The organism is Cupriavidus sp. H18C1, assembly GCF_049311595.1.
GTDB classification, from domain to species: domain Bacteria; phylum Pseudomonadota; class Gammaproteobacteria; order Burkholderiales; family Burkholderiaceae; genus Cupriavidus; species Cupriavidus cauae.
The window spans coordinates 57931-82412 of sequence record NZ_CP186008.1 but is presented as its reverse complement, the minus strand read 5'-3'; the positions used below and the strand labels follow the sequence as shown (position 1 = coordinate 82412).

At 69.6% G+C, this 24482-nt stretch carries 13 protein-coding genes and 6 pseudogenes; 9 read left to right on the top strand and 10 right to left on the bottom strand.

Going from position 1 to position 24482, the window contains the following annotated elements; translation table 11 throughout:
* Positions 1 to 93: 93 nt before the first annotated feature.
* The 6 genes from def to OJJOAM_RS00340 form a co-directional block, all read right to left on the bottom strand.
* A complete protein-coding gene (def, locus tag OJJOAM_RS00365) occupies positions 94 to 630 on the bottom strand; it encodes a peptide deformylase (protein ID WP_149319035.1) in 537 nt (178 codons plus the stop codon).
* A gap of 133 nt (positions 631 to 763) precedes the next feature.
* Entirely contained in the window at positions 764 to 1234 is a 471-nt protein-coding gene (locus tag OJJOAM_RS00360) for a hypothetical protein (protein WP_422648523.1), read from the bottom strand.
* A 234-nt stretch (positions 1235 to 1468) separates the two neighbouring features.
* On the bottom strand, positions 1469 to 3661 hold the full coding sequence (gene ligA, locus OJJOAM_RS00355; RefSeq protein ID WP_422648522.1) for an NAD-dependent DNA ligase LigA: 2193 nt from the start codon (positions 3659 to 3661) through the stop codon (positions 1469 to 1471).
* 81 nt (positions 3662 to 3742) lie between these two features.
* Positions 3743 to 5149, bottom strand: a complete 1407-nt coding sequence (locus OJJOAM_RS00350) for a cell division protein ZipA C-terminal FtsZ-binding domain-containing protein (RefSeq protein WP_422649628.1) — start codon at positions 5147 to 5149, stop codon at positions 3743 to 3745.
* Positions 5150 to 5258: 109 nt separating this feature from the next.
* Complete coding sequence (smc, locus tag OJJOAM_RS00345) at positions 5259 to 8774, bottom strand: chromosome segregation protein SMC (RefSeq protein WP_422648521.1); 3516 nt, start codon at positions 8772 to 8774, stop codon at positions 5259 to 5261.
* Positions 8775 to 9207: 433 nt separating this feature from the next.
* A complete protein-coding gene (locus OJJOAM_RS00340) occupies positions 9208 to 10212 on the bottom strand; it encodes a DMT family transporter (protein WP_422648520.1) in 1005 nt (334 codons plus the stop codon).
* Positions 10213 to 10443: 231 nt separating this feature from the next.
* On the opposite strand from OJJOAM_RS00340, the pseudogene dapC reads away from it, so the two are divergent.
* From dapC to prmB, 6 genes and pseudogenes are all read left to right on the top strand, one after another.
* Positions 10444 to 11656, top strand: a pseudogene (gene dapC / locus OJJOAM_RS00335) (succinyldiaminopimelate transaminase).
* Positions 11657 to 11820: 164 nt separating this feature from the next.
* Positions 11821 to 12648 carry a 2,3,4,5-tetrahydropyridine-2,6-dicarboxylate N-succinyltransferase gene (gene dapD, locus OJJOAM_RS00330; protein WP_422648519.1) on the top strand — a complete coding sequence of 276 codons (828 nt, stop codon included), beginning with the start codon at positions 11821 to 11823 and terminating at the stop codon, positions 12646 to 12648.
* Between the two features lie 164 nt (positions 12649 to 12812).
* A pseudogene (locus OJJOAM_RS00325) lies at positions 12813 to 13197 on the top strand (hypothetical protein).
* Between the two features lie 91 nt (positions 13198 to 13288).
* Positions 13289 to 13642 (top strand): ArsC family reductase, encoded by a 354-nt coding sequence (locus OJJOAM_RS00320; RefSeq protein WP_422648518.1) that lies wholly within the window; start codon positions 13289 to 13291, stop codon positions 13640 to 13642.
* A gap of 116 nt (positions 13643 to 13758) precedes the next feature.
* Positions 13759 to 14941 (top strand): annotated as a pseudogene (gene dapE / locus OJJOAM_RS00315) (succinyl-diaminopimelate desuccinylase).
* Between the two features lie 91 nt (positions 14942 to 15032).
* Positions 15033 to 15954, top strand: a pseudogene (gene prmB / locus OJJOAM_RS00310) (50S ribosomal protein L3 N(5)-glutamine methyltransferase).
* Positions 15955 to 16043: 89 nt separating this feature from the next.
* On the opposite strand, the pseudogene OJJOAM_RS00305 reads toward prmB, so the two are convergent.
* A pseudogene (locus OJJOAM_RS00305) lies at positions 16044 to 17136 on the bottom strand (M14 family metallopeptidase).
* A 300-nt stretch (positions 17137 to 17436) separates the two neighbouring features.
* On the opposite strand from OJJOAM_RS00305, the gene OJJOAM_RS00300 reads away from it, so the two are divergent.
* Positions 17437 to 17946: a DUF2165 family protein gene (locus OJJOAM_RS00300; protein ID WP_422648517.1), complete on the top strand. Its 510-nt coding sequence runs from the start codon at positions 17437 to 17439 to the stop codon at positions 17944 to 17946.
* 110 nt (positions 17947 to 18056) lie between these two features.
* On the opposite strand, the gene OJJOAM_RS00295 is transcribed toward OJJOAM_RS00300, so the two are convergent.
* Positions 18057 to 18863 carry a hypothetical protein gene (locus tag OJJOAM_RS00295; protein ID WP_422648516.1) on the bottom strand — a complete coding sequence of 269 codons (807 nt, stop codon included), beginning with the start codon at positions 18861 to 18863 and terminating at the stop codon, positions 18057 to 18059.
* Between the two features lie 312 nt (positions 18864 to 19175).
* On the opposite strand from OJJOAM_RS00295, the gene OJJOAM_RS00290 reads away from it, so the two are divergent.
* The gene (locus OJJOAM_RS00290; protein ID WP_422648515.1) at positions 19176 to 21134 is read left to right on the top strand and encodes an ATP-binding cassette domain-containing protein; all 1959 of its coding nucleotides are present in this window, start codon (positions 19176 to 19178) and stop codon (positions 21132 to 21134) included.
* Between the two features lie 187 nt (positions 21135 to 21321).
* On the opposite strand, the pseudogene OJJOAM_RS00285 reads toward OJJOAM_RS00290, so the two are convergent.
* Together OJJOAM_RS00285 and OJJOAM_RS00280 are read right to left on the bottom strand one after the other, a co-directional pair.
* Positions 21322 to 23165, bottom strand: a pseudogene (locus OJJOAM_RS00285) (ABC transporter ATP-binding protein).
* A gap of 45 nt (positions 23166 to 23210) precedes the next feature.
* Positions 23211 to 23696, bottom strand: a complete 486-nt coding sequence (locus OJJOAM_RS00280) for a disulfide bond formation protein B (protein ID WP_149319051.1) — start codon at positions 23694 to 23696, stop codon at positions 23211 to 23213.
* 474 nt (positions 23697 to 24170) lie between these two features.
* Here OJJOAM_RS00280 and OJJOAM_RS00275 point away from each other — a divergent pair, with 474 nt between their 5' ends.
* Positions 24171 to 24482 (top strand): hypothetical protein, encoded by a 312-nt coding sequence (locus OJJOAM_RS00275; protein ID WP_422648514.1) that lies wholly within the window; start codon positions 24171 to 24173, stop codon positions 24480 to 24482.

Here is a 24482-nt window from a genome sequence, read left to right as displayed (position 1 = left end):
CCAATTTGCTGTCGCCTGTTGCCTATCGCCAGGGGTCGAGGGGCCGACGGGCCAAGGACCAAGGGCCGAGGGCCGGAGCTACGGCCCGGGGCCTCAGTCGTCCGACTGCACCCCGTTCAACTCGGGAAACAGCACCTCGGTAAAACCGAACTTGCTGAAGTCTTTCACCCGCATCGGGTACAGGATGCCGCGCAGATGGTCGCACTCGTGCTGCACCACGCGCGCATGGAAGCCCTCGGCGACGCGCTCGATGCGCTGGCCCATCAGGTCGAAGCCGGTATAGCGCAGGCTGGTATGGCGCGGCACCATGCCGCGCAGGCCCGGCACCGACAGGCACCCCTCCCAGCCATCTTCCATCTCGTCGGACAGCGGCGTCAGTTCCGGATTGATCAGCACCGTCTTCGGCACCTGCGGCGCATCGGGATAGCGCGGGTTGCGCTCGAAGCCGAAGATCACCACCTGCAGGTCCACGCCGATCTGCGGCGCGGCCAGTCCGGCGCCGTTGGCATGGTCCATCGTGTCGAACATGTCCTCGATCAGCGTGCGAAGTTCGGGGGTGTTGAAGCGCTGGACCGGGCGCGCGACCTGCAGCAGCCGGGGGTCGCCCATTTTCAGAATGTCGCGAATCATTGCTTGTCCTCTGCTCGGGTAGCCGGGCGTCATGCCGCGGCTGCCGCATGCGGCGGGTTCCCGCCGAAATTCCGTCGATTATAGCCAGCGCTTCCGGCCACGGCCGGCGCCCGCGCCAGGGCAGAATCCGCGCTCACGCGGCGAAGATCCTGTCGACGTCGACATTGATCGAGCGCAGGCGCTCGAGCGGCACATGGGGCGCCAGATAGCGCAGCATCGTCTGTGCGCGCGATTCCAGCATCGGACAGCCGAATGTCCACTGCTTGTCGCCGTCCCACATGTCGAGCAGCGGCGCAAACAGGTTCGCGAGGGCCTGGCGGATGCGGTCCGCCCAGCGGGCCTGCGACGGCGCGGACGAGACCCGGCATACGAGACGTCCGGCGGGCCGCTCGACGCTGCGCAGGTGGGCCCGGATGCTGTGCAGGATGCCGGCGTTGGTGTCGGCGACATACTCGAGCTGGAAATGCTGGCCGCGAAACACGAAGGCTTGCTGATGCCGCTGCGCCGGCTGGCGCTGGAAGCCTTCGCGCAGGCCCTCGAGCTTGACGCGGACGGCGACCCAATCCCGGCATGGCGCGTGGTGTGCGGCGGCGATCGAACCCATGGGAACCCCTTGTCGTGGTGGAAGACGTGGAAGAACCCGGCGAGGTTAATCGCGCGGCGCAGGCCGCTTCTTTCGGATTCGGCCCTGCCCCTTTGCTTTGGCGACCCGCGATCGGCCGTCTCACTGGACAACGTCATTCGACCACGTCACTGGCCATCGTCGCCGAACATCGCCGCTGGGGATCGCCGCTGGGATCGTCCCCGGACAGCGGCAGGGACCGCCGTCCCTGCCCCATCAGCCTCCCGCCGCCCCGTGCGCCTCGAGCAGCGCCATCATGCCGGCCTCGTCCAGCACCGGCACGCCCAACTCCTGCGCCTTGGCGAGCTTGCTGCCCGCCTCCTCGCCGGCCACCACGTAGTCGGTCTTCTTCGACACCGAGCCCGCGACCTTGGCACCCGCGGCCTCCAGCCTCTCCTTGGCCTCCTCGCGCGACAGCGTCGGCAAGGTGCCGGTCAGCACGAAGGTCTTGCCCGCCAGCGGCGCGGGCGCGCGCGCGGCGGGCTCGCTCTCGGGCCAGTGCACGCCGGCGGCGCGCAGCTGCTCGATGACCTCGACGTTGTGCGCCTCGGCAAAGAAATGCGCGATCGACTGCGCGACCACCGGGCCGACGTCGTTGACCTCCAGCAGCGCCGCCTCGTCGGCCGCCATCAGCCCGTCGAGCTTGCCGAAATGCCGGGCCAGGTCCTTGGCGGTCGCCTCGCCGACATGGCGGATGCCCAGCGCGAAGATGAAGCGGTTCAGCGTGGTGGCGCGCGACGCGTCGATCGCGGCCACCAGATTGCTGGCCGACTTGTCGGCCATGCGGTCCAGCGCCGCCAGCTTGGCCACGCCGAGCTTGTACAGGTCGGCCGGCGTGCGCACGATGCCCTGCTCGACCAGCTGGTCGACCACCTTCTCGCCCAGCCCTTCGATATCCATCGCGCGGCGCTGCGCGAAATGCAGCAGCGCCTGCTTGCGCTGCGCGGCGCAGATCAGCCCGCCGGTGCAGCGCGCGATGGCCTCGTCCTCCAGCCGCTCGATATGCGAGCCGCACACCGGGCATGCGGTCGGCATCGTGAAGGGCCGCGCATTGGCGGGCCGGCGCTCGGGCACCACCGCGACGACCTCGGGGATCACGTCGCCGGCGCGGCGCACGATCACGGTGTCGCCGATATGCACGTCCTTGCGGCGGATCTCGTCCTCGTTGTGCAGCGTGGCATTGGTCACCGTGACGCCGCCGACGAACACCGGCGCGAGCCGCGCCACCGGGGTGATCGCGCCGGTGCGGCCGACCTGGACCTCGATGTCCTCGACCACGGTGGTCATTTCCTGCGCCGGAAACTTGTGCGCCAGTGCGAAGCGCGGCGCCCGCGAGACGAAGCCCAGGCGTTCCTGCTCCTCGACCGCGTTGACCTTGTAGACCACGCCGTCGATGTCGTAGGGCAGGCTGTCGCGCTTCTTGCCGACGCCGCGATAGAAGTCGAGCAGCCCCTGCGCGCCCTTGACCACGGCGCGCTCGGCGCAGACCGGCAGGCCCAGCGCGGCGAAGCGTTCCAGCAGCGCATCGTGCGTGGCCGGACGTGGCTCGCCATCCAGCTCGCCGAGCCCATAGGCGAAGAACGACAGCGGACGGCGCGCGGTGATGCGCGGATCGAGCTGGCGCAGGCTGCCGGCGGCGGCATTGCGCGGATTGACGAAGGTCTTCTCGCCGGCCTCGGCCTGGCGCGCATTGAGGCGGTCGAAATCGCGCCGGTACATGAAGACCTCGCCGCGTACCTCGATCACCGCGGGCGCGCCGGCCTTCAGCTTCAGCGGAATCGCCTTGATCGTGCGCACATTGGCGGTCACGTCCTCGCCGGTCTCGCCATCGCCGCGCGTGGCGGCCTGCACCAGCCGGCCGTTCTCGTAACGCAGCGACATCGCCAGGCCGTCGAACTTCAACTCGCAGGCGTATTCGACCGCATCGGCGGCCGAGAACAGGTCGGCGGCGCCCTCGGCGGCCACGGTGCGGCCCAGGCCCTGCGCGCAGCGGCGATCGAAGCCGATCACGTCGTCGTCGTCGAAGGCGTTGTTCAGCGACAGCATCGGCAGCCGGTGGCGCACCGTCGCGAACGCCGTCAGGGGCTGGCCGCCGACGCGCTGGGTCGGCGATTCGGGCGTCAGCAGTTCGGGATGCGCGGCCTCGAGCTCCTGCAGCTCGCGAAACAGCGCGTCGTACTCGGCGTCCGGAATGGTCGGCGCGTCGAGCACGTAATACTGGTAGTTGTGGTGCTCAAGCTGCTCGCGCAGCCAGTCCGCGCGCGCGGCCGGGGCGTCGGGCTTGTCGGCGGAATTGTCCGGCCGGGCGGCATTGGCGGCGTCGGCCGCATTGGCGGTGTCGGCTGCATCGGCCGCGGCAGGCCGCGGCGCATCAGCCGAAGTGGGAGCGCCGTGTTTCTTTGCTGGCATGAGGCGTGAGCGGTACGAAAAAGCGGGCGGCGAAGGTGGCGGCGAAAGGCGGACGGCGAAAAACCGGTGCCTGTCCGCGCGTCAGCTGCTGAACAGGCGCAACGCCACCGGCGATCCGGCCGGCATGCCGCGCGCCTCGAGCTTGTCGTAGAGCGCCTGCAGCTGCTGGAAGATGGCGACGAACGACGTCTCGGTCAGCGGCCGATGATTGTCGTCGACCAGTCGCGCGCCCATCCGCTGCGCCAGGCTGTCGCCGTACTCGCACATGGTCTTCAGCGGCTTGACCGCCTGGGATGCCTGCGGCACGTCCAGCAGCAGCGTGATCTGGCTGCCCGCCTTGACCGTCAGATCGTCGCGCAGGAAGTTGGTATCGCCGAACTGCAGCGTGAACAGCGCGCGCTGGATGCCGTCGGGGCCGGCCTGGTAGCGGGTGAAGCGGGTGCCGTCGCGCGACAGCACCAGGCCGTCCTGGGTGGCGACGTTCTGCACATAGGCGGCCGACCAGGGCGCGCCGTCGGACACCACGTTGACGCCCAGCTGCACGTCGCAGGCGGCGGCGAAGCCGTCGAGCTCGCGCGCATTGGCAACGGTCTCGCTCATGTCGGGCAGCTCGGCCGACGCGTCGAGCGATTCGGCCAGGGCCTCGACCGCGTTGACGAACTCGGAGAACTCCAGCGCATTCAGCGGACCGCCGCGATTGGCCAACTGCACCGCGACCTGCAGGTCCTCGTACTGATGGCCGGCGGTCACCGGCTCCCAGGCGTTGGCCGGCTCGTACAGGCCCTCGATATGGACCTGCTTGGTGCCGGCGCGGCGCAGGCGCCCGGTGAGCGGCAGGATGCGGTCACCGGAGGCCTTGCGTTCCAGATGCAGCGGCACGATGCAGTCGATCAGCGGATCGATCACCGCGGGCCGGGGCTGGCCGTCGGCCACGATGGGCTCGGCGGCGAGCTCGGGCCGCGGCGCTGCTTGCGGCGCTGCTTGCGGTGCCGACTGGGAGGCGGACTGGGATGCGGACGGCGCGGCGGACGAAGATGCGGGCGCTTGCGCGGACGTTTCGCCGGCATCGGTGCCCTGGGCATCGGTGCCCTGGGCGCTGCGCGGGGCCGGGGTCCGGGCGGACGGCGCGCTGCGCGCGACGCCATCGGCGACCTCCTCGGCCAGCAGCTCGTCGGCATCGGCGCTGCCGGACACCAGCGGCGAGGCAGCCTGCGCGGCCTGCGCCGCCTGCGCGTCGTCATCGAGCGGCGGCACCACCAGCGTCGGCTCCTTGCGCTGGATCGTTTCGGGACGCGGCGGCTCGTGCAGCTTGGCGCTGACCTCGGGCTTGATTTCCTCGCCCACCACCGGCTCGCGCATCGGCGGCAGGTCGTCCTCGGGTTGCAGCGCGCGCGGCCGGCGCGACTTGCGGATCTGCCATTGGTTGTAGGCCACTACCAGCAGCAGCAGCACGATGCCGGCGACGACCAGCGCGGTTTGCAGGTCCATCACGCGCGCCCTCCGCGGTTCAGGGCCGACGTCGGCCGATCCTTCAGCCAATCCTTCAGCCGATACGTCTGCCGGTTCTTCGGCCCATGCGTCGATCGAAGCGATCCGGTCATGCCGCCTCCGCCATCGAAACGGCCGCATCCATGTCGACGGCGACGATCCGCGACACCCCCTGCTCCTGCATCGTGACGCCGATCAGCTGGTGCGCCATTTCCATTGCGATCTTGTTGTGTGAGATGAAGACGAACTGCGTCTTGTCGGACATGCGCGCGACCATATTGGCGTAGCGCTCGGTATTGGCGTCGTCCAGCGGCGCGTCGACCTCGTCCAGCAGACAGAACGGTGCCGGGTTCAGCTGGAACATCGCGAACACCAGCGCGATCGCGGTCAGTGCCTTTTCGCCGCCCGACAGCAGATGGATGGTCGAATTCTTCTTGCCCGGGGGCTGCGCCATCACCTGCACGCCGGCATCGAGGATTTCCTCGCCGGTCATGATCAGCTTGGCCTGGCCGCCGCCGAACAGCTGCGGGAACAGCTCGCCGAAATGATGGTTGACCTGGTCGAAGGTGCCCTGCAGCAGCGCGCGCGTTTCCTGGTCGATCTTGTGAATCGCGTCTTCCAGCGTCTGGATCGCGTCGTTCAGGTCGGCCGACTGCGCGTCGAGGAAGGTCTTGCGCTCGCGCGCCGCCGCCAGTTCCTCGAGCGCGGCCATGTTGACCGGGCCGAGCGCGTTGATCGCGTTGTTGATGCGCGTGACTTCGCCCTGCAGATACGAGGGCTTCATGTCGCCGTTGAGCTTGCCGACCAGCGCGGCCTCGTCGACCTCGGCCGCGGCCAGCTGCTCGGCGAACTGCTCCTGCGCCAGACGCGCGGCCTGCTCCTTGAGCTGCAGTTCGGTGATGCGATCGCGCAGCGGCTGCAGGCTGCGTTCGGCGGCCAGGCGCTGCTCGTCGAACTGGCGCAGCTGCGCCGACAGCGCGTCCAGCTCGATGCGGGCCGTCGCCAGCTTCTGCTCGCGTTCGGCGCGCAGCTCGAGCGCTTCCTGCAGGCCGGTGTGCGCGGTCTGCTCGTTGATCGTTTCCAGCTCGGCGCGCGCGTTCTCCAGCGATTCGGCGATGCGCTCGCTCTGGTCGCCCGCGACCTGGATATTGCGGCGCAGCTCGTCGATGCGGGTCGCCAGATTGCGCTCGGCGAACACGGCCTCCTGCGCGGCGCGTTCCAGATCGCGCAGCTGCTGGCGCGCGTCGGACAGCTTGGCATCCAGCGCTTCGTAGGCCATCTGGTGGTCTTCGTGCGCGGCCTGCATCTCGGCCAGCTCGGTATCGTGCCGCTCGAAGTTGGCCTCGGATTCGGCCTTCAGCGCGCGCTGCTCGTCGATCTGCGCGGCGATTTCCTCGAGCTCTTCGCGGATCTGGCTGCTGCGCGCGGCGTAGCGCTCCATCGCCTGCGACAGCTTGAGCACGTCCATCTGCAGCCCGTGCACGCGTCGCGTGACGCGCTCGCTGTCGGCGCGCGCTTCCACCAGCTTGCGGCTGCCCTCGGTATAGGCCGCCTCGGCGCGCACCGCCTGCGCCTTGGCCTCGTCGGCCAGCAGCGTCTGCGCGCGCGCCTGCTTCTGCAGATTCTCGATTTCCTGCTCGCGCGCCAGCATGCCGGCCTGCTCGGAGTCGGCGGCATACAGGTGCACCGAGCTGCGGCCGACCAGGTGGCCCTCGGCGACGACGAAGGTAGCGCCTTCGGGCAGGCTCGCGCGTGCGGCCAGCGCCTGCTCCATGTCGTCGGCGGTGTAGACGTCGGCCAGCCAGTCCTGCATCACCGCGCGGATGCCGGGCTCGGTGATCTGCAGCAGCGACATCAGCGGACGCAGTCCGGCCGGCGCCTCGCCCGGGCGCGCCGCTGGCGGCGGCGCGTAGAAGGCCAGCTTGGCGGGCGGCGCGTCGGTCAGCAGTCCCTTGATCCAGTCGAGGTTGGAGACCTCCAGCGCGGCCAGCTTTTCGCGCAGCACCGACTCGAGCGCGTTTTCCCAGCCCGGTTCGATATGGATCTTCTTCCACAGGCGCGGCAGTTCGGCCAGGCCGTGCTTGGCCAGCCACGGCTGGACCTTGCCTTCGCTCTGCACGTTCTCCTGCAGCTGGCGCAGCGCGGCCAGGCGCGCCTCGAGCGCCGCGATCGCGGCGGCTTCGCGTTGCACGCGCTCCTGCGCGGCGCGGCGTTCGGCATCGAGCCGCGGCAGATTGTCCTCGGCCTCGGCCAGCGCGGCCTGGGCGTCCTCCAGCATCGCCTCGTGCTCGGCGAGCTCGGCGCGCAATTCCTCCAGCCGCACGTCGTCGGGCCGGTCCAGGCCCTTTTCCTCGCCCGAAAGGCGTTCGCGGCGCTGCTCCAGCTGCTGCAGCATCTGGTCGGCGTTGCGCTGATGCGCGGCCTCGAGCTTGAGCGCCTGCTCGGCCTGCATGATGCCGGTGCGCTGCTCGTTCAGCAGCGCCTGCGCGTCGCGCCATTGCGCCTCCAGCGTCGGCAGGGCCTCGCTCTGCTGCTCGACCGCCTGCTGCGCCTCGATGGTGCGGCCCTCGGCCAGCGCCAGTTCCTCCTCGGCCTGCTCGAGCTCGTCGCTCGCCTGCTGGGCCTTGGCCTGCCATTGCTCGCGCTGCGCGGTCAGCGCGGCGATCTGCGCCTGCACGCGGTTGCGCGATTCGACCACATAGCGGATCTCGGCCTCGAGCTTGCTGACCTCGGTATTGGCCTCGTAGAGGGCGCCCTGCGCAGCGTGCATGCCGTCGGAAGCGGCGTAGTGCGCGGCGCGCAGCGTCTCCAGCTCGGCCTCGACATGGCGCAGCTGCGCCGTCTGCGCTTCCAGGTCGATCTGGGCCTGCTCGATCGCGCGCTGATGGCGTTCCTGCTCCGCCAGCGCCTCGCGCTTGCGCAGCAGCCACAGCAGATGCTGCTTCTCCTCGCCCTCGGCCTGCAGCGCCTTGAAGCGCTGCGCCACTTCGGCCTGGCCCTCGAGCTTGTCGAGGTTGGCCGACAGCTCGCGCAGGATGTCCTCGACCCGGGTCAGGTTCTCGCGCGTGTCCGACAGGCGGTTCTCGGTCTCGCGGCGGCGTTCCTTGTACTTCGACACGCCGGCCGCTTCCTCGAGGAAGATCCGCATGTCGTCGGGCTTGGCCTCGATGATCCGCGAGATCATGCCCTGGCCGATGATCGCGTAGGCGCGCGGGCCCAGGCCCGTGCCCAGGAAGATGTCCTGGATGTCGCGCCGGCGCACCGGCTGGTTGTTGATGTAGTAGGACGAGGTGCCGTCGCGGGTCAGCACCCGCTTGACGGCGATTTCGGCGTACTGGCTCCACTGGCCTGCGGCGCGGCCTTCGGCGTTGTCGAACACCAGCTCGACGCTGGCGCGCCCGGCCGGCTTGCGCGCGGTGGAACCGTTGAAGATGACGTCCTGCATCGATTCGCCGCGCAGCTCGGAGGCGCGGGACTCGCCGAGCACCCAGCGCACCGCATCGATGATGTTGGACTTGCCGCAGCCGTTGGGACCGACGATGCCGACCAGTTGGCCGGGCACTTGGAAATTGGTGGGATCGACAAAGGACTTGAAGCCCGCCAGCTTGATCGAGGACAGTCGCACGGTTGGTCTTGAATGGGTTCGAATCCGTGGTGAGGCACGCCCGGGAGCGGCACCCAGAAAGGCCGGACAGCCTGCGCGACGCCCTGCGCGGACGTGCCGCCCGCACCGCATTCGTCGCGCACTTGTGCCCGAAAATTGGCGCTAATCATACCATCGGTGTGACGCCGTCCAGCCGGATTTACCGGCAGTTACGGGGTCGTTGCCGGCCGGTTCGGGCGGCATCGGGGCGGCATCGGGGCGGCGTCCGGGCGGTGTCCGGGCGGTGTCCGGGCGGCACCGGGGCGGCGTCCGGGCGGCATCGGGGCAGTGTCCGAGCGGCGTCCGGCCGGCGTGCGGGCGGCACCGGGCCGGCATCCGGCGGCATATCGGGCCGCATCGGTCCAGTCCTGAGGCGATCCGGCGGCACCCCCCACGCCGCGGTCGTGCCGCCCGCTTACTGCCCCTGCAGGCCGGTACACCCCGCGCCCTCGGCCGCCGGCGCCCGCGCCGGCCCGCTGCGCCGGTGCACCAGCCCCGACAGCGCCCCGGCCGCCACGATGCACAGGCCGCCGGCCGCCTCCTTCCAGCTCAGCGTCTCGGTCGCCAGCCACCACGACGACACCGCGGCGACCACGATCTCGAACAGCATCAGCAGCGAGACCCGGTTGGCGGGCAGATGCTGCAGCCCGTACTGGACGATGGCGTTGCCGACCACCAGCGTGGCCGCCAGGCCCAGCACCAGCAGCGGGGCCGCCACGCGCGCCTCGGGCGCGATCGCCACGGCGCCGGTGTCCAGCCACAACGCCGCGACGCCGCCGACCACCGTGCCGCCGCCGAACACCATCAGCGTGCGCAGCCGCGCGTCCATCTCGGGAAAGCGCTGGCCCGCGCGGCGCGACAGCACGTTGTTGAACGCGAAGGCGATGCCGGCGGTGAGGCCCGCCCATTCGGCGGCATCGCCCGGCAGCGGCACGCCGACTTCCGGCGTCCACAGCATCAGCCCGGCGCCGAACATCGCCAGCGCGACCAGCATCAGCCCCGCCGGCGAGACCCGCTCGCCCAGCAGCAGCCGCGCGACCAGCACGGTCCACACCGGCGTCAGATAGAACAGCAGCAGCACCCGCATCACGTGGCCATGGACGCTGCCCCAGACGAAGCCGGCATTGGTGATGCCGGCCGCCAGCGCGATCGCGACGAACAGCCACGACCAGCGCAGGCCGCGCAATTGCCGCCGCAGCACCAGCAGCGCCAGCACGGCGGCGACCGCGCTGACCACCGCCGCAGCCTTCATGCCGCCCAGGCCCCAGGCGGCCAGCAATCGATACGGATACCAGGCGATGCCCCACACCGAGGCGCCGAGCAGGATCGACAGGGAAGCCTTGAAGGTATCGGTATCGGCATCGGCGTGGGCATCGGCATGGGAGGCGCCGGGCCGCACGTTGGCGTTGGAATGGCTCATGGAATGGAAAACACTGGCGGCACCCGGGAAACGGCGCCTGACATGGTTCTGGGTGATATGGGAGCCCGAGCGGGGCCAATCGGGTGCAATCGCGGCCGAGCAGGATCGGATGGTGCCGGATGAGCCCGAATCGGGGCCGGAACGCCTGCGGCCCGCCGGTCCCTCGGCGCGACGCCTCGTCCCTTACCTCGTCCCTTATAATGCTGCGTTTCGACAGGCCTTCGACCCATCATGAACCCGCGTCTCGATTTGCTGCAGCCCTACCCGTTCGAGAAACTGAAGGCCCTGTTTGCGGGAATCGAGCCGAACGGCGCGCTGCGGCCGATCAGTTTCGGCATCGGCGAGCCCAAGCATCCGACCCCGCGCTTCATCCGCGATGCGCTGGCCGAGTCGCTTGGCGGGCTGGCGAATTATCCCACAACGGCCGGTTCCGAAGCGCTGCGCCAATGCATCGCCGGCTGGTTGGAGCGCCGCTACCGCCTGCCCCGCGTCGACCCCGCCAGCCAGGTGCTGCCGGTCACCGGCTCGCGCGAGGCGCTGTTCGCCTTCGCCCAGACCGTGGTCGACGGCACCCGCCCCGGCGCGCTGGTGCTGTGCCCGAACCCCTTCTATCAGATCTACGAGGGCGCCGCGCTGCTGGCCGGTGCGACGCCGGTGTTCGCCAACAGCGATCCGTCCCGCAATTTCGCGCCCGCCTTCGACCGCATTGCCGACGACGTCTGGCCCCGCGTGCAGCTGGTCTACGTCTGCTCGCCGGGCAATCCGACCGGCGCGGTGCTGTCGCTGGAGGACTGGCGCCAGCTGTTCGCGCTGTCGGACCGCCACGGCTTCGTGATCGCCTCCGACGAGTGCTATTCCGGAAATCTATTTCGACGAGGGCAAGGCGCCGCTGGGCGCGCTGGAGGCGGCGCACCGGCTGGGCCGCGGCTTCGAGCGGCTGGTGATGTTCTCCAGCCTGTCCAAGCGCTCGAACGTGCCGGGCCTGCGCTCGGGTTTCGTCGCCGGCGACGCGGCGCTGCTGGGCCGCTTCCTGCTGTATCGCACCTATCACGGCGGCGCAATGAATCCGGCGGTGCAGAGCGCCAGCGTCGCGGCCTGGAACGACGAGGCGCACGTGCGCGAGAACCGCGCCGCCTATGTCGCCAAGTTCGCCGAGGTCACGCCGATGCTGGCCGAGGTGCTGGACGTCGCGCTGCCCGACGCGGGCTTCTATCTGTGGGCGGACGTCTCGCGCACCGGCCTGACCGACACCGAGTTCGCCGCGCGGCTCTATGCCGAGCAGCACCTGACCGTGCTGCCGGGCAGCTATCTGGCGCGCGAGGCCGACGGCATCAATCCGGGCGCCAATCGCGTGCGGATGGCGCTGGTGGCGACGCCGGAGGAATGCCGCGAGGGTGCCGAGCGCATCGTCGCCTTCTGCCGGGGCCTGGCGGGCCGCGGCTGAACCGGCCGGAGCGCGGTTCGATCCCGATTCGATGCCCGAAGTCATCCCTTCGACCTGGCATCGGCCGCAATCTCCGCCCCAATATCTGGTCCAATATCGGCCGCCGAGCGTCACCATGCGCGGCGGCCACGAATTCAACCACGACAACACGCGAAGAAACGCATATGACGCAAGCACTGCAAGCTCTGATCGACCAGGCCTGGGAAGACCGCGCCAGCCTGTCGCCCAAGTCCGCCCCGGCCGACATCCGCGAAGCGGTGGCCACGGTGATCGGCCAGCTCGACGCGGGCACGCTGCGCGTGGCCGAGAAGCAAGGCAAGGACTGGATCGTCAACCAGTGGGTCAAGAAGGCGGTGCTGCTGTCGTTCCGCCTGGAAGACAACGCGCCGATGGCCGCCGGCGGCTTCGCGCAGTTCTACGACAAGGTGCCGACCAAGTTCGCCGGCTGGTCGGCCGAGGACTTCGCCAAGGGCGGCTTTCGCGTGGTGCCGCCGGCGGTGGCCCGCCGCGGCTCGTTCATCGCGAAGAACGCGGTGCTGATGCCCTCGTACGTCAACATCGGCGCCTATGTCGATGAAGGCACCATGGTCGATACCTGGGCGACCGTCGGTTCGTGCGCGCAGATCGGCAAGAACGTGCACCTGTCGGGCGGCGTCGGCATCGGCGGCGTGCTCGAGCCGCTGCAGGCCAACCCGGTCATCATCGAGGACAACTGCTTCATCGGCGCGCGCTCGGAAGTCGTCGAGGGCGTGATCGTCGAGGAGAACTCGGTGATCTCGATGGGCGTCTACCTGGGCCAGTCGACCAAGATCTACGATCGCGAAACCGGCGAGATCCACTACGGCCGCGTGCCGGCGGGCTCGGTGGTGGTGGCGGGCAACCTGCCGTCGAAGGACGGCAAGTACAGCCTGTACTGCGCCGTGATCGTCAAGAAGGTCGACGCGCAGACGCGCGCCAAGACCAGCCTGAACGACCTGCTGCGCGGCGACTGACGCCAGCCTGGTGGCGGCCCGCGTGCCGCCACCGCTGTCCGGCTCGCCCCAACCCGCGCCCCAACCCGCGCCCCAACCCGCGCCCCGCCCTCCTCGCCCCCGAGCGGCGCAACGCGCCGGCTTCCACGTGAGGTGACCCGTGCCCTCCCCTTCGCAAGCGATTCATGGCCCTGGACCCCCGCTACCGTCAGCACCGTGCTGTCCCTGCTGCCCACCATTCTCGAGCAGGCCAACAAGACCATCGAGAAGCTCAAGAAGAGCAAGCGCAAGGACGAGCCCGCCGAGGGCGGCGACGGCACGCCGGCCGCCGATCCGCAGGAGCAGGCGCGCCAGCTCGCGGCGCGCGTCGCCGAGCTGGAAACGGCCGCGATGCAGCAGGCGGAGAACGTCAAGCTGCTGGCCGAACAGCATGCGATCACGATCGACGCGCTGCGCAAGGAAGCGGCCCGGCTGGACCGCCGGCTGCGGCTGATGACCGGGGTGGCGATGGCCGGCTTCGCGCTGGGCCTGCCCGCGCTGGTGATCGCCATCAATCTGCTGCTGCGCTGAAGCTGGCCACGGCTCGCGCCAGCGCTGTCATCGTCCTTTGCCGCCACCGCGCCTCGCGTCTTTCTCGCCAACGATTCATTCTTCATTCGCCATGACCGTCCAGCTCTACGGCATCCCGAACTGCGATACCGTCAAGAAAGCCCGCACCTGGCTCGACGCAAACGGCGTCGACTACGCCTTCCACGATTTCAAGAAGCAGGGTGTCGACGAGACGATGCTGCGCCGCTGGCTCAAGCAGGTGCCACTGTCGCTGCTGCTCAACCGGAAGGGCACCACCTGGCGCGCGCTGCCGGACGCCGACAAGGCCCTGGCCGAGGACGCCGATGGCGCGATCGCGCTGATGCAGCGCAGCCCCTCGCTGATCAAGCGGCCGGTGCTCGAGCATGACGGCGCGGTCGCGGTCGGCTTCGCCGCCGATCAGTACGCCGAACGTTTCCAGGGCTGAGCCCGCCGATTGCCGGACTGCCGCTCGTTTGCTTGCCGATCGATTGCCGCTCGATTGCCGCTGGATTTCCGTTTGCTCGCCGCCAGTCCGAATGCCCGCTTAACCATCGCCGCCCCATGACCTCCAACGCCTCCGCCACGCCCGCCGCCAACCCCACGCTGGCGCTGACCGAAGACCTGATCCGCCGCCAGTCGGTGACCCCCCGCCGACGAAGGCTGCCAGGCCGTGCTGCAGGCGCGGCTGTCCGCGCTCGGCTTCGCCTGCGAATCGCTGGTCAGCGGCCCCGACGCGTTCCGCGTCACCAATCTGTGGGCCGTCAAGCGCGGCCGTCTGGGCACCGCCGGCAAGCTGCTGGCCTTCGCCGGACACACCGACGTGGTGCCCACCGGCCCGCTCGAGCAATGGACCTCGCCGCCGTTCGAGCCGACCCATCGCGACGGCAAGCTGTACGGCCGCGGCGCCGCCGACATGAAGACGTCGATCGCGGGCTTCGTGGTGGCGATCGAGGAATTCCTGCAGGCCCATCCGGACCATGCCGGTTCGATCGCGCTGCTGATCACCAGCGACGAGGAAGGCCCGGCCCACGACGGCACCGTCAAGGTCGTGCAGGCGCTGCAGGCGCGCGGCGAGCGGCTCGACTACTGCGTGGTCGGCGAACCGACCTCGGTCGATACGCTGGGCGACATGGTCAAGAACGGCCGGCGCGGCTCGCTGTCCGGCAAGCTGACCGTCAAGGGCGTGCAGGGCCATATCGCCTATCCGCACCTGGCGCGCAACCCGATCCATCTGGCGGCGCCGGCGCTGACCGAACTCGTCGGCGAGCGCTGGGACGACGGCAACGAGTATTTCCCGCCGACCACCTGGCAGATGTCGAACATCCACGCGGGCACCGGCGCGACCAACGTGATCCCCGGCCACGTGACGATCGATTTCAACTTCCGCTTCTCGACGGCCAGCACGCCGGAGCAGCTGAAGGATCGCGTGCACGCGATCCTCGATCGGCACGGGCTCGACTACCAGATCGACTGGACGCTCGGCGGCGAACCGTTCCTGACGCCGCGCGGCGATCTGTCCGAGGCGCTGGCCGCGGCGATCGCCGCCGAGACGGGCGTGCAGACCGAGCTGTCGACCACCGGCGGCACCTCGGACGGCCGCTTCATCGCCAAGCTCTGTCCGCAGGTGATCGAGTTCGGCCCGCCCAACGCCAGCATCCACAAGATCGACGAGCACGTCGAAGTGCGCTTCATCGAGCCGCTGAAGAACATCTATCGCGGCGTGCTGGAGCGGCTGATCGCCTGAGCGGTCTTCCGCGACCGCACCGCCCCGATCGCGCCGCACTTGTCACGTTGCGCTGACCGCGCCGCTGTCATCGCGCCGCCCCGACCGACCCCTGACCTTTCATTCGCCATGGCCACCGCCTCTCCCCCTGTCCACCGTCCGCGATCTGCTGCGCCTGGCGGTATCGCGCTTCACCCAGGCCGGCCTGTCGTTCGGCCACGGCACCGACAACGCCTACGACGAGGCCGTCTACCTGATCCTGCATACGCTGCATCTGCCGCTCGATACGCTGGACCCGTTCCTCGACGCGCGGCTGCTGCCCGACGAGATCGCCGCGGTGATGGAGGTGATCCGCCGCCGCGTCGACGAGCGCGTGCCGGCGGCCTACATCACGCACGAGGCGTACATGCATGGGCAGCGCTTCTATGTCGACGAGCGCGTGATCGTGCCGCGCAGCTTCATCGGCGAGCTGCTGCAGGACGGACTGGCCCCGTGGGTCAGCGACATCGACGCGATTGGCCCGGTGCTGGAGCTGTGCACCGGCTCGGGCTGCCTGCCGATCCTGGCCGCGCAGGCCTGGCCGCACGCGAGCATCGATGCGGTCGACATTTCCGCCGATGCGCTGGACGTGGCGCGCCGCAATGTCGCCGACTACGGCCTCGAGGACCGCATCCACCTGTATCACGGCGACCTGTACGCGCCGCTTCCGGCCGGCGCCACCTACGACGTGATCCTCAGCAATCCGCCCTATGTGAACGAAGGCGCCATGCAGCGTCTGCCGGCCGAATATCAGGCCGAGCCGCGCATTGCGCTGGCCGGCGGCGACGACGGCATGGACGTGGTGCGCCGGATCGTGGCCGGCGCACGCGCCCACCTGAACCCCGGCGGCGTGCTGGTGGTCGAGATCGGCAACGAGTTCGAGAATGTCGAGGCCGCCTTCCCCCGATCTGGAACTGGTCTGGCTGACGGTCAGCGCCGGCGAGGAGCAGGTGTTCCTGCTGACGTACGAGGCGCTGCAGGCTGCGGGCCTGTAAGGACGGCCGCGGCGCTGGGGCGTGACGCGCGAGCGCTGGCGCGCGGGGACGCAGGAGCGCGCGGGCGCGGGATCGCCGCGGCGCGCGGCTTATTGCCCGGCCGCCAGCGCCGCCGCCGCGGCCCGCACCGCGGTCGTGCACTGCTCGACTACCCCTTCGCGCCAGTCGTCGGCGTCGCCATAGAAGGCGCGCCACATGCCCTGGCGGATCAGCGCGCGCTGCGTGTTGTCGGCGTCGGGATGCAGATGCAGCCAGTGGTCGCCGCGCAGCGCCTGCAATACGTCCGGCAGCGGCAAGGTGCCGAACTCCAGCGCGATGCCGGCAAAGTCGATGCCGGGCAGCGTATCCGGAACGGCGTGCCAGGCCAGGCCCGTCAGATTGGCCGAGGTCGACGAGCCGTCGTACATCGAGGTCACGTGCTGGCCCCAGATCGCGCGGGTCCGCTCCAGTTGCGCCACATCGTCCGGCCCCATGTAGATCGGCTCGCCATAGCCCCACGGGCCGAGCCCGGTATGGATGTCGATCCAGCGCATGCCCGTCCGTCCCGCGCCGTAGCGCGCGAGGATGCGGCGCAGCGTGTAATTGCTCCAGGTAGCCACGCGCCCGCCATAGAACATGCCGTGCGGATCGTCGTACTGGCCCGCGCTGACGGCGGCCTGGTACCAGCTCATGCCGCGCTCGGCGATCGCACGCGCCAGCGCGGCCTCGTCCTGCTCCGACGGCGGCCAGTGCGCCGGCAGCAGCAGCGGCGCGACCTCGGCATAGGCGGGGTTTTGCGGCAGCGGCCGCGTGAAATCCATGAAATTGCGGTTCAGGTCGACGTTGTCCTCGTTGACCCGGCGCATGTGCGAGAAGCCGTAGGGGGTTGACCGCATGCACCAGCAGCAGCGCCGCGCCGGCCTTGGCACATTGCTGCAGCAGCGCGGCATCGTGCAGCAGCGCGATCTGCGCGCCCGAGCCGCAGAAGCCCTCGGCGCCGTGCATCGCGGAGGTGACCAGGATCAGATGGCGCGCATCGCGCGGGCCGATCCAGGCGACGTCCATCGCCAGTTCCTCATCCTCGGCCCCGCGCCGCGTGGGATGCGCGAACGGCGTGGGCACGTCGCCCACGTTCTCGGCCGCGAGCCTGAATTTGGCGCGGGCTTCCTCGTAGCGGCTTGAAAAGCAATCGTGCAGCTGCATCGGCGGCTCTCCGGGGCGACCAGGATCGATGACCGCATTAAACGCCATTCCGCCGCCGCGCGCCAGCCGGTACAATCCCGTCCGCACAAGGTTGGATCGATCCAGCGCGGCCGGCGCGGCTTCCCAGGCCCGCCACGCGTCTCAGGTAACACCAGTCCCGATCTCCAGCCGGATTTCCCTCGCGCCCGTTCCGGGTCCCGCCTGATCCCTTCATTTCGACCGCCACGTCGCGCGACCGGCACGGGTTGGCACGCCCATCCCGCCCGCGGACTCGCGGTCCTTCATCCTGAGACTGTCAACATGATCGTGCGTTATTCCAAGATCGCCGCGGTATTGGCCATGGCCCTGTTCGCCTCGCTGGTGTCGTTCGGCAACATCACCGACTACGGCACCAACTTCGCCTTCGTCCAGCATGTGTTCCTGATGGACACGACCTTCCCCGGCAACGGCATCATGTACCGCGCCATCCGGTCGCCGGTACTGCATCACGCCGGTTATATCGGCATCATCGCGCTGGAGACCGCCACCGCGCTGCTGTGCTGGGCCGGCGGCATCGCGCTGTGGCGCGCGCGCCGGCAATCGCCGCGTGCCTTCCATCGCGCCAAGACCTGGGCGGTGGCGGGCCTGACGCTGGGCTTCCTCACCTGGCAGGTCGCCTTCATGTCGGTCGGCGGCGAGTGGTTCGGCATGTGGATGTCGAAGGAATGGAACGGCGTGCCCGACGCGTTCCGCTTCTTCATCACGCTGCTGACGGTGCTGATCTACGTCAGCTTGCCGTACGACGATCTCGATCTGGCCGGCGATCGGTAGGCCGGCGGCGGCAAGCCGGCGCCGACAAGTCAGCGCCGATAAGTCAGCGCCGATAAGTCAGCGCAGATAGGTCGGCGCAGATAGGTCGGCGCCGGCAAGGCGCCGGCAAGTCATCCCTCCCAGTCGGCATCCCCGGCGCCCGCCGCGCGCCGCGGCGGCGCCTCCAGCTGCCAGGCACGCGGATGCAGCGCCAGTCCAGCCGCTTCGCCCTGCGCGCGCGTCAGCGTCAGATGGCGCGCCAGCCAGTCCATCACGCCGCGCAGGAAGCGTTGCTGCTCGAGCCGCACGGCGTCGCGCAGCGCGCGTTCGAGCTGCACGTAGGCGGTGTAGACATCGAGCAGATTGGCGCTCTTGAGCGTGGCCGGCGTCCATGGGCTGCGCTCGATCGCCAGCACGCGGCTGGCCTGCTGCGGCGTCAGCGCGCCGGTCTCGCGATAGGCGGCATACAAGGGCTCCAACGGCGCGAAACGGACGCTGGGCTGCACGCGCGGCACGCCGGCGACCTTCTCCATGCGCAGCAGCAGATAGCGGACCGCGGCGGCATGCTGGCGGGCCTGTTCCGGCTCGCGGCTGGCGCCCGCGCCGCGCCGTGGCCGTGCGTCGTCGCGCCACGGCCCGGCGCCGGCGGCGCGGGCGGTGAAGTCCGGCACGCCGTCGAGCGCGCCAGGGCCGCCCAGCACCCGCAGCGCGCAATCCGGCCCGAAGGCATGCTCGTGGCCGGCCGCGTCGCGCAGGATATAGGCGTGGCCCGAGCCAATGCCGTGGCCCTTCCTGCCAGCCGACGCGACGCCAGCGCCGACACCAGCGCCGACACCGCTGCCAACGTCCGAGCCGGCGCAGCGCGTGCCCGGCTCGACGAAATCCTTGCGGACGGCGGTCCAGGCGGGGCGAGGGGTGGAAGCGGGCTCGAGGGGCATGCCTTGATTGGGGAACAGCGAAACGGCGAAGGACGGCGAAACCGCGACGAAACGACGGCGGGGCGCGCATTGTCGCGCGAAAACCCGCCGGACGCGATAGCCGCCGATGGCCCGGCAATCGCGGCGCAATCGCCGGGCGAAAGCCTGGCAAGCCCGGCGAGCCTGGCTAGACGTTGGCTAGACGTTGGCTAGACGTTGGCGTGGGCCGCGCGACAGGCGCCCGACAGCCTCGCGCCATGCCGCCCGCCGCCCCGGGCTAAAATGCGCCCTGCCCGGCCCCGTGCCGGGCTCGACTTTCCATAGAAGACTCTCGTGATCCGAATCGACCAGCTAGTACTCCAGCGCGGCACCAAGGTGCTGTTCGACCACACCAGCGTGACGCTGAACCCCGGCGAGCGCGTCGGCCTGGTCGGTGCCAACGGCAGCGGCAAATCGACGCTGTTCGCGCTGCTGCGCGGCGAACTGCATCCGGACGGCGGCGACGTCGCGGTGCCGGCGCAATGGCGCGTGGCCCATGTCGCGCAGGAAACGCCGGCGGTGGCGCGCAGCGCGCTGGAATACGTGATCGACGGCGACACCCGGCTGCGCGCGATCGAGCAGACCATCGCCACCGCGCAGGCCAGCGGCGACGGCCACGCCGAGGCCGAGGCGCATGCGGCCTACGCGGACGCCGACGGCTACACCGCGGCCTCGCGCGCCGAGGCGCTGCTGCTGGGCCTGGGTTTCACGCTGGCCCAGGTCGGCCAGCCGGTGGCGGCCTTCTCCGGCGGCTGGCGCATGCGCCTGAACCTGGCGCAGGCGCTGATGTGCCCGTCCGATCTGCTGCTGCTCGACGAACCGACCAATCACCTGGACCTCGACGCGATCGTCTGGCTCGAGGACTGGCTGGCGCGCTATCCCGGCACGCTGGTGATGATCTCGCACGACCGCGAATTCCTCGACGCGATCTGCAACGTCACGGTCCATATCGAACAGCAGCAGCTGCGCCGCTACGGCGGCAACTACAGCCTGTTCGAGACGCTGCGGCTGCAGCAGATGGCGCAGCAGCAGGCCGCCTACGCGCGCCAGCAGAAGCAGATCGCGCATCTCGAATCGTTCATCACCCGCTTCAAGGCCAAGGCGACCAAGGCCCGCCAGGCGCAGAGCCGCGTCAAGGCGCTGGAGAAGATGGAACGGCTGGCGCCGGTGCATGCGGCGGCCGGCTTCTCGTTCGAATTCCGCGAGCCCGATGCCGCGCCCAATCCGATGATGGTGCTCGATGCCGTCGACTGCGGCTACGCGGGTCCGCCGCCGGTGACGATCCTGCGCGGCCTGACGTTGTCGATCCAGAACGGCCAGCGCATCGGCCTGCTGGGCGCCAACGGCCAGGGCAAATCGACGCTGGTCAAGACGCTGGCGGGCACGCTGGCGGCGCTGGCCGGCACGCTGCGCCACGGCAAGGGCCTGCAGATCGGCTACTTCGCCCAGCACCAGCTGGAAACGCTGCGCGACCACGACTCGCCGCTGCAGCATCTGGCGCGGCTGGCGCCCGATACGCGCGAGCAGGAACTGCGCGACTTCCTCGGCAGCTTCAATTTCCGCGGCGACATGGCGACCTCGCCGATCGAACCGTTCTCGGGCGGCGAGAAGGCGCGGCTCGCGCTGGCGCTGATCGTCTGGCAGAAGCCCAACCTGCTGCTGCTCGACGAACCGACCAACCACCTGGACCTCGATACGCGCGAGGCGCTGACGATGGCGCTGGCGCAGTTCGAGGGCACGCTGATCCTGGTCTCGCACGACCGGCATCTGCTGCGCGCCACCACCGACCAGTTCATGCTGGTGGCCGACGGCGGCCTGAACCCCTTCGACGGCGACCTCGACGACTATCGCGACTGGCTGCTGCAGCAGGCCGCCGCCAAGCGCAACGCCGCGGCCGCGGCGCATCGCTCGGACGGAGCCCATGGCGGTGAAGGAAGCAACGGGGCCGACGCCGCGGTGCCGGCGCAGAACCGCCGCGACCAGCGCCGCGCCGAGGCCGACGAACGGCAGCGGCTGGCGCAGCTGCGCAAACCCTTGACCAAGGAACTGGAAAAGGTCGAGAAGCGGATGGCCGTGCTGCAACAGGCCAAGACCGAGATCGACGGCTTCATGGCCGACGAAGCCAGCTATGCCGAGGCCAACAAGGCCAGGCTGCTGGAGATGCTCAAGCGCCAGGGCGAAGTCGACGGCGAACTGGCCACGCTGGAGGAGCGCTGGCTGGAGCTGCAGGAACAGATCGAGCAGATCGCCTGACGAGGCGGGCGGCTTCGCGCCGCTTGCCCTTCCCGGCCCGCTTCTCCGCTTCCCCTTCTCCGCTTCCCTTCTCCGCTTCCCCTCTCCGCTTCCCGCCTCCGCTTTCCCGCTGCTGCCCCGCGTTGGTTTTCCGCCGCCGTTTCCGGCGGCCGTCTCCCCCGCGGCGGCTTTCCCGCAGCCCCGCCGCCTACTCCTGCAACGCCTCCTCGGCCGTCAGGAAGCCGCCGCTCTGGTGCGCCCACAGCCGGCTGTACAGGCCGCCGCGCTGCAGCAGCTCGCGGTGCGAGCCCTGCTCGACGATGCGGCCGCGGTCGAGCACGACGATGCGGTCCATCGCCGCCAGCGTCGACAGCCGGTGCGCGATCGCCACCACGGTCTTGCCCTCCATCAGCCGGTACAGGCTCTGCTGGATCGCGATCTCGACCTCGCTGTCGAGCGCGCTGGTGGCTTCGTCCAGCAGCAGGATCGGCGCGTCCTTGAGCATCACGCGCGCGATCGCGATGCGCTGGCGCTGGCCGCCCGACAGCTTGACGCCGCGCTCGCCGACGTGCGCGTCGTAGCCGCGCCGCCCCCTCCCGGTCGCTCAGCGTATGGATGAAGTCCTCGGCCTCCGCGCGCCGCGCGGCGGCAATCATCTCGGCATCGCTGGCATCGGGCCGGCCGTAGACGATGTTGTCGCGCACCGAGCGGTGCAGCAGCGAGGTGTCCTGCGTGACCATGCCGATCTGCGCGCGCAGGCTGTCCTGCGTCACGCCGGCGATATCCTGGCCGTCGATCAGGATGCGGCCCGATTCGACGTCATAGAAGCGCAGCAGCAGGTTGACCAGCGTCGACTTGCCCGCGCCCGAGCGGCCCACCAGCCCGACCTTCTCGCCGGGGCGGATCGTCAGCGTGAAGTCGTCGAATACCGGCCGGCCGGAGCCGTAGGAGAAGCCGACGTGCTCGAAGCGGATTTCGCCGTGCGGCACCCGCAACGGTACGGCATCGGCACGGTCCTCGATATGCCGGGGACGCGCCAGCGTCGACACGCCGTCGCGCACCGTGCCGATATGCTCGAACAGCTCGGCAATCTCCCACATCGCCCATTGTGAAATGCCGTTCAGGCGCATCGCCATCGCGGTCGCCGCCGCCACCGCGCCGATGCCGATCTGGCCGGCCGACCACAGGTACAGCGCGAGCCCGGTGGTGGCGACGATCAGCATCATGATGAGCGTGTGGTTGACGATCTCGAAGGCGCTGATCAGCCGGCCCTGCGCATAGACCGGCTGCATGAATTCCCTGCATCGCGCTGCGCACGTAGCTGGCCTCGCGCCGCGAGTGCGAGAACAGCTTGACGGTGGCGATATTGGTGTACGCGTCGGTGACGCGCCCGGTCATCACCGAGCGCGCGTCGGCCTGGTGCGCGGACACGCGCGCCAGCCGCGGCACGAAGTACCACGACGCGCCGACATAGGCGACCACCCACAGCAGGAACGGCGCCAGCAGCCAGCCGTCGAAATTGGCCAGCACCACCGCCGCCGACACCAGGTAGATCACGATGTAGACCAGGATATCGGCCACCGTCATCACCGCGTCGCGCACGGCCAGCGCGGTCTGCATGACCTTGGTGGTGACGCGCCCGGCGAACTCGTCCTGGAAGAAGCCCATGCTCTGGTTGAGCATCAGCCGGTGGAAATTCCAGCGCAGCCGCATCGGGAAATTGCCGAACAGCGTCTGGAACTTCAGCATGCTCCAGACCGCGACCACGACGATGCTCGCCAGCACGATGCCGGCCAGCAGCAGCAGGCGGTCCGAATAGGTCGACCACAGCTCCTGCGGCTTGACCGCGGCGAGCCAGTCGACCAGGCGGCCCAGCATGCTGAACAGCACCGCCTCGAAGATGCCGATCGCCATCGCGCACAGCACCAGCAGCAGCAGGTAACGCCGCACGCCCGCGGTGCAATCGACGATGAACGCGATCCAGTGCTGCGGGGGCGTATCGGGAAGCGAATCCGGGTAGTTGTGGATGCGCCTTTCAAACCAACGGAACACGGCCAGTTTCTCCAGGAATGGTGTCGAGCGGCCGCGCGGGCTCGCTCAACGGTAATTGCGCTCGCGCCGGATCAGTCCGACCGCCAGCACGCCGGTCAGCACCACCAGCCAGATCAGCGACCAGCCGGGAATCGAGATGCCGAACACCGGCGGCAGCGGCGCGGTGCACAGGCCGTCCGAATAGAAGACCTGCGGCAGCACGCGCGCGGTCGGCAGCGCGTTGACCCAGTTTTCCAGCGGATCGATGCCGCAGCTCGCCTTCGGATCGAGCAGCAGCGAGATGTGATAGCCCGCCACCGCGATGCCGCCGACGCCGGACAGCATCGCCAGCCCTTGCCACAGCGTGCGCGTGCCCTGCCCCAGCGCCGCCAGCAGCGAGAACAGGCCGATCGCGACGAAGGCGAAGCGCTGCATCACGCAGAGCGGACACGGCTGGTAGCCCTGTGCGTGCTGCAGATAGAGGGCGTAGCCGACCAGCCCGAACGAGACGATGGCAATCAGCAGGAAGTAGGCGCGGGAATTCGCTTGCATGGCGGAGTGGCGGTCGACAGAGCGGTAAGGAATACAGCGTGAATAGACGGCGTGAATTGACGGCGTGAATAGACCACGTGAATAGACGGCGAGGCACGCAAGCCCCGGCGTGCCGGGCATCGCGGACAGGCGCCATCTTACCGATTTTGCGCCACGCGCGTCGCAGCGATGCGATGACCCCTGCACGCGCTGGGGCCATCGTTGCGGCCGATCGCCGCAGCGCGGCACCTCGGCATTGCCCATGGCGCCGAACGCGCCAACAATGCCGTTTCATTGCGTCGGCACGCCCCGTGAACCCCATGCGTTCCCATGCGTTCGACCCCCTGATTTCATCGAGGACCGTACCCATGAAGAGCAATGCGCTGCGCGCGGTGCGCAGCAACGACGTTCGTGCCCTACGTTTTCGCACGACCCCGCCGCCGTCGGCGCCCATGGTGGGCCGCGGCCCGGCGGCCAACCCCGGAAATCCCCCCGGTGCCGGTGGTACCGGTCGGCTACCGCCAGGGCTTCATCACCGCGATCTCCGTGCTGCTGGCCTTTACGCTGGCCTTCTGGCGCTACTGGAGCTTCGAGAGCCCCGGCCCGTGGAACCCGGTGTCGCTGGGGGTCGAGGTCTCGCTGAGCCTTGCCGCCGGCCTGCAGGTGGTGGCGCTGTTCCGTTCGCTGCGGGTCGAGGACGACCAGGTGCCCGAGTACCGCCGCACGCAGCGCTGGCTGTTCGTGTCGGCGGTGGTGCTGATCGCGGCGCTGCTCGGGGCGCTGTGCGAGGACTCGGTGTTCGGTTGA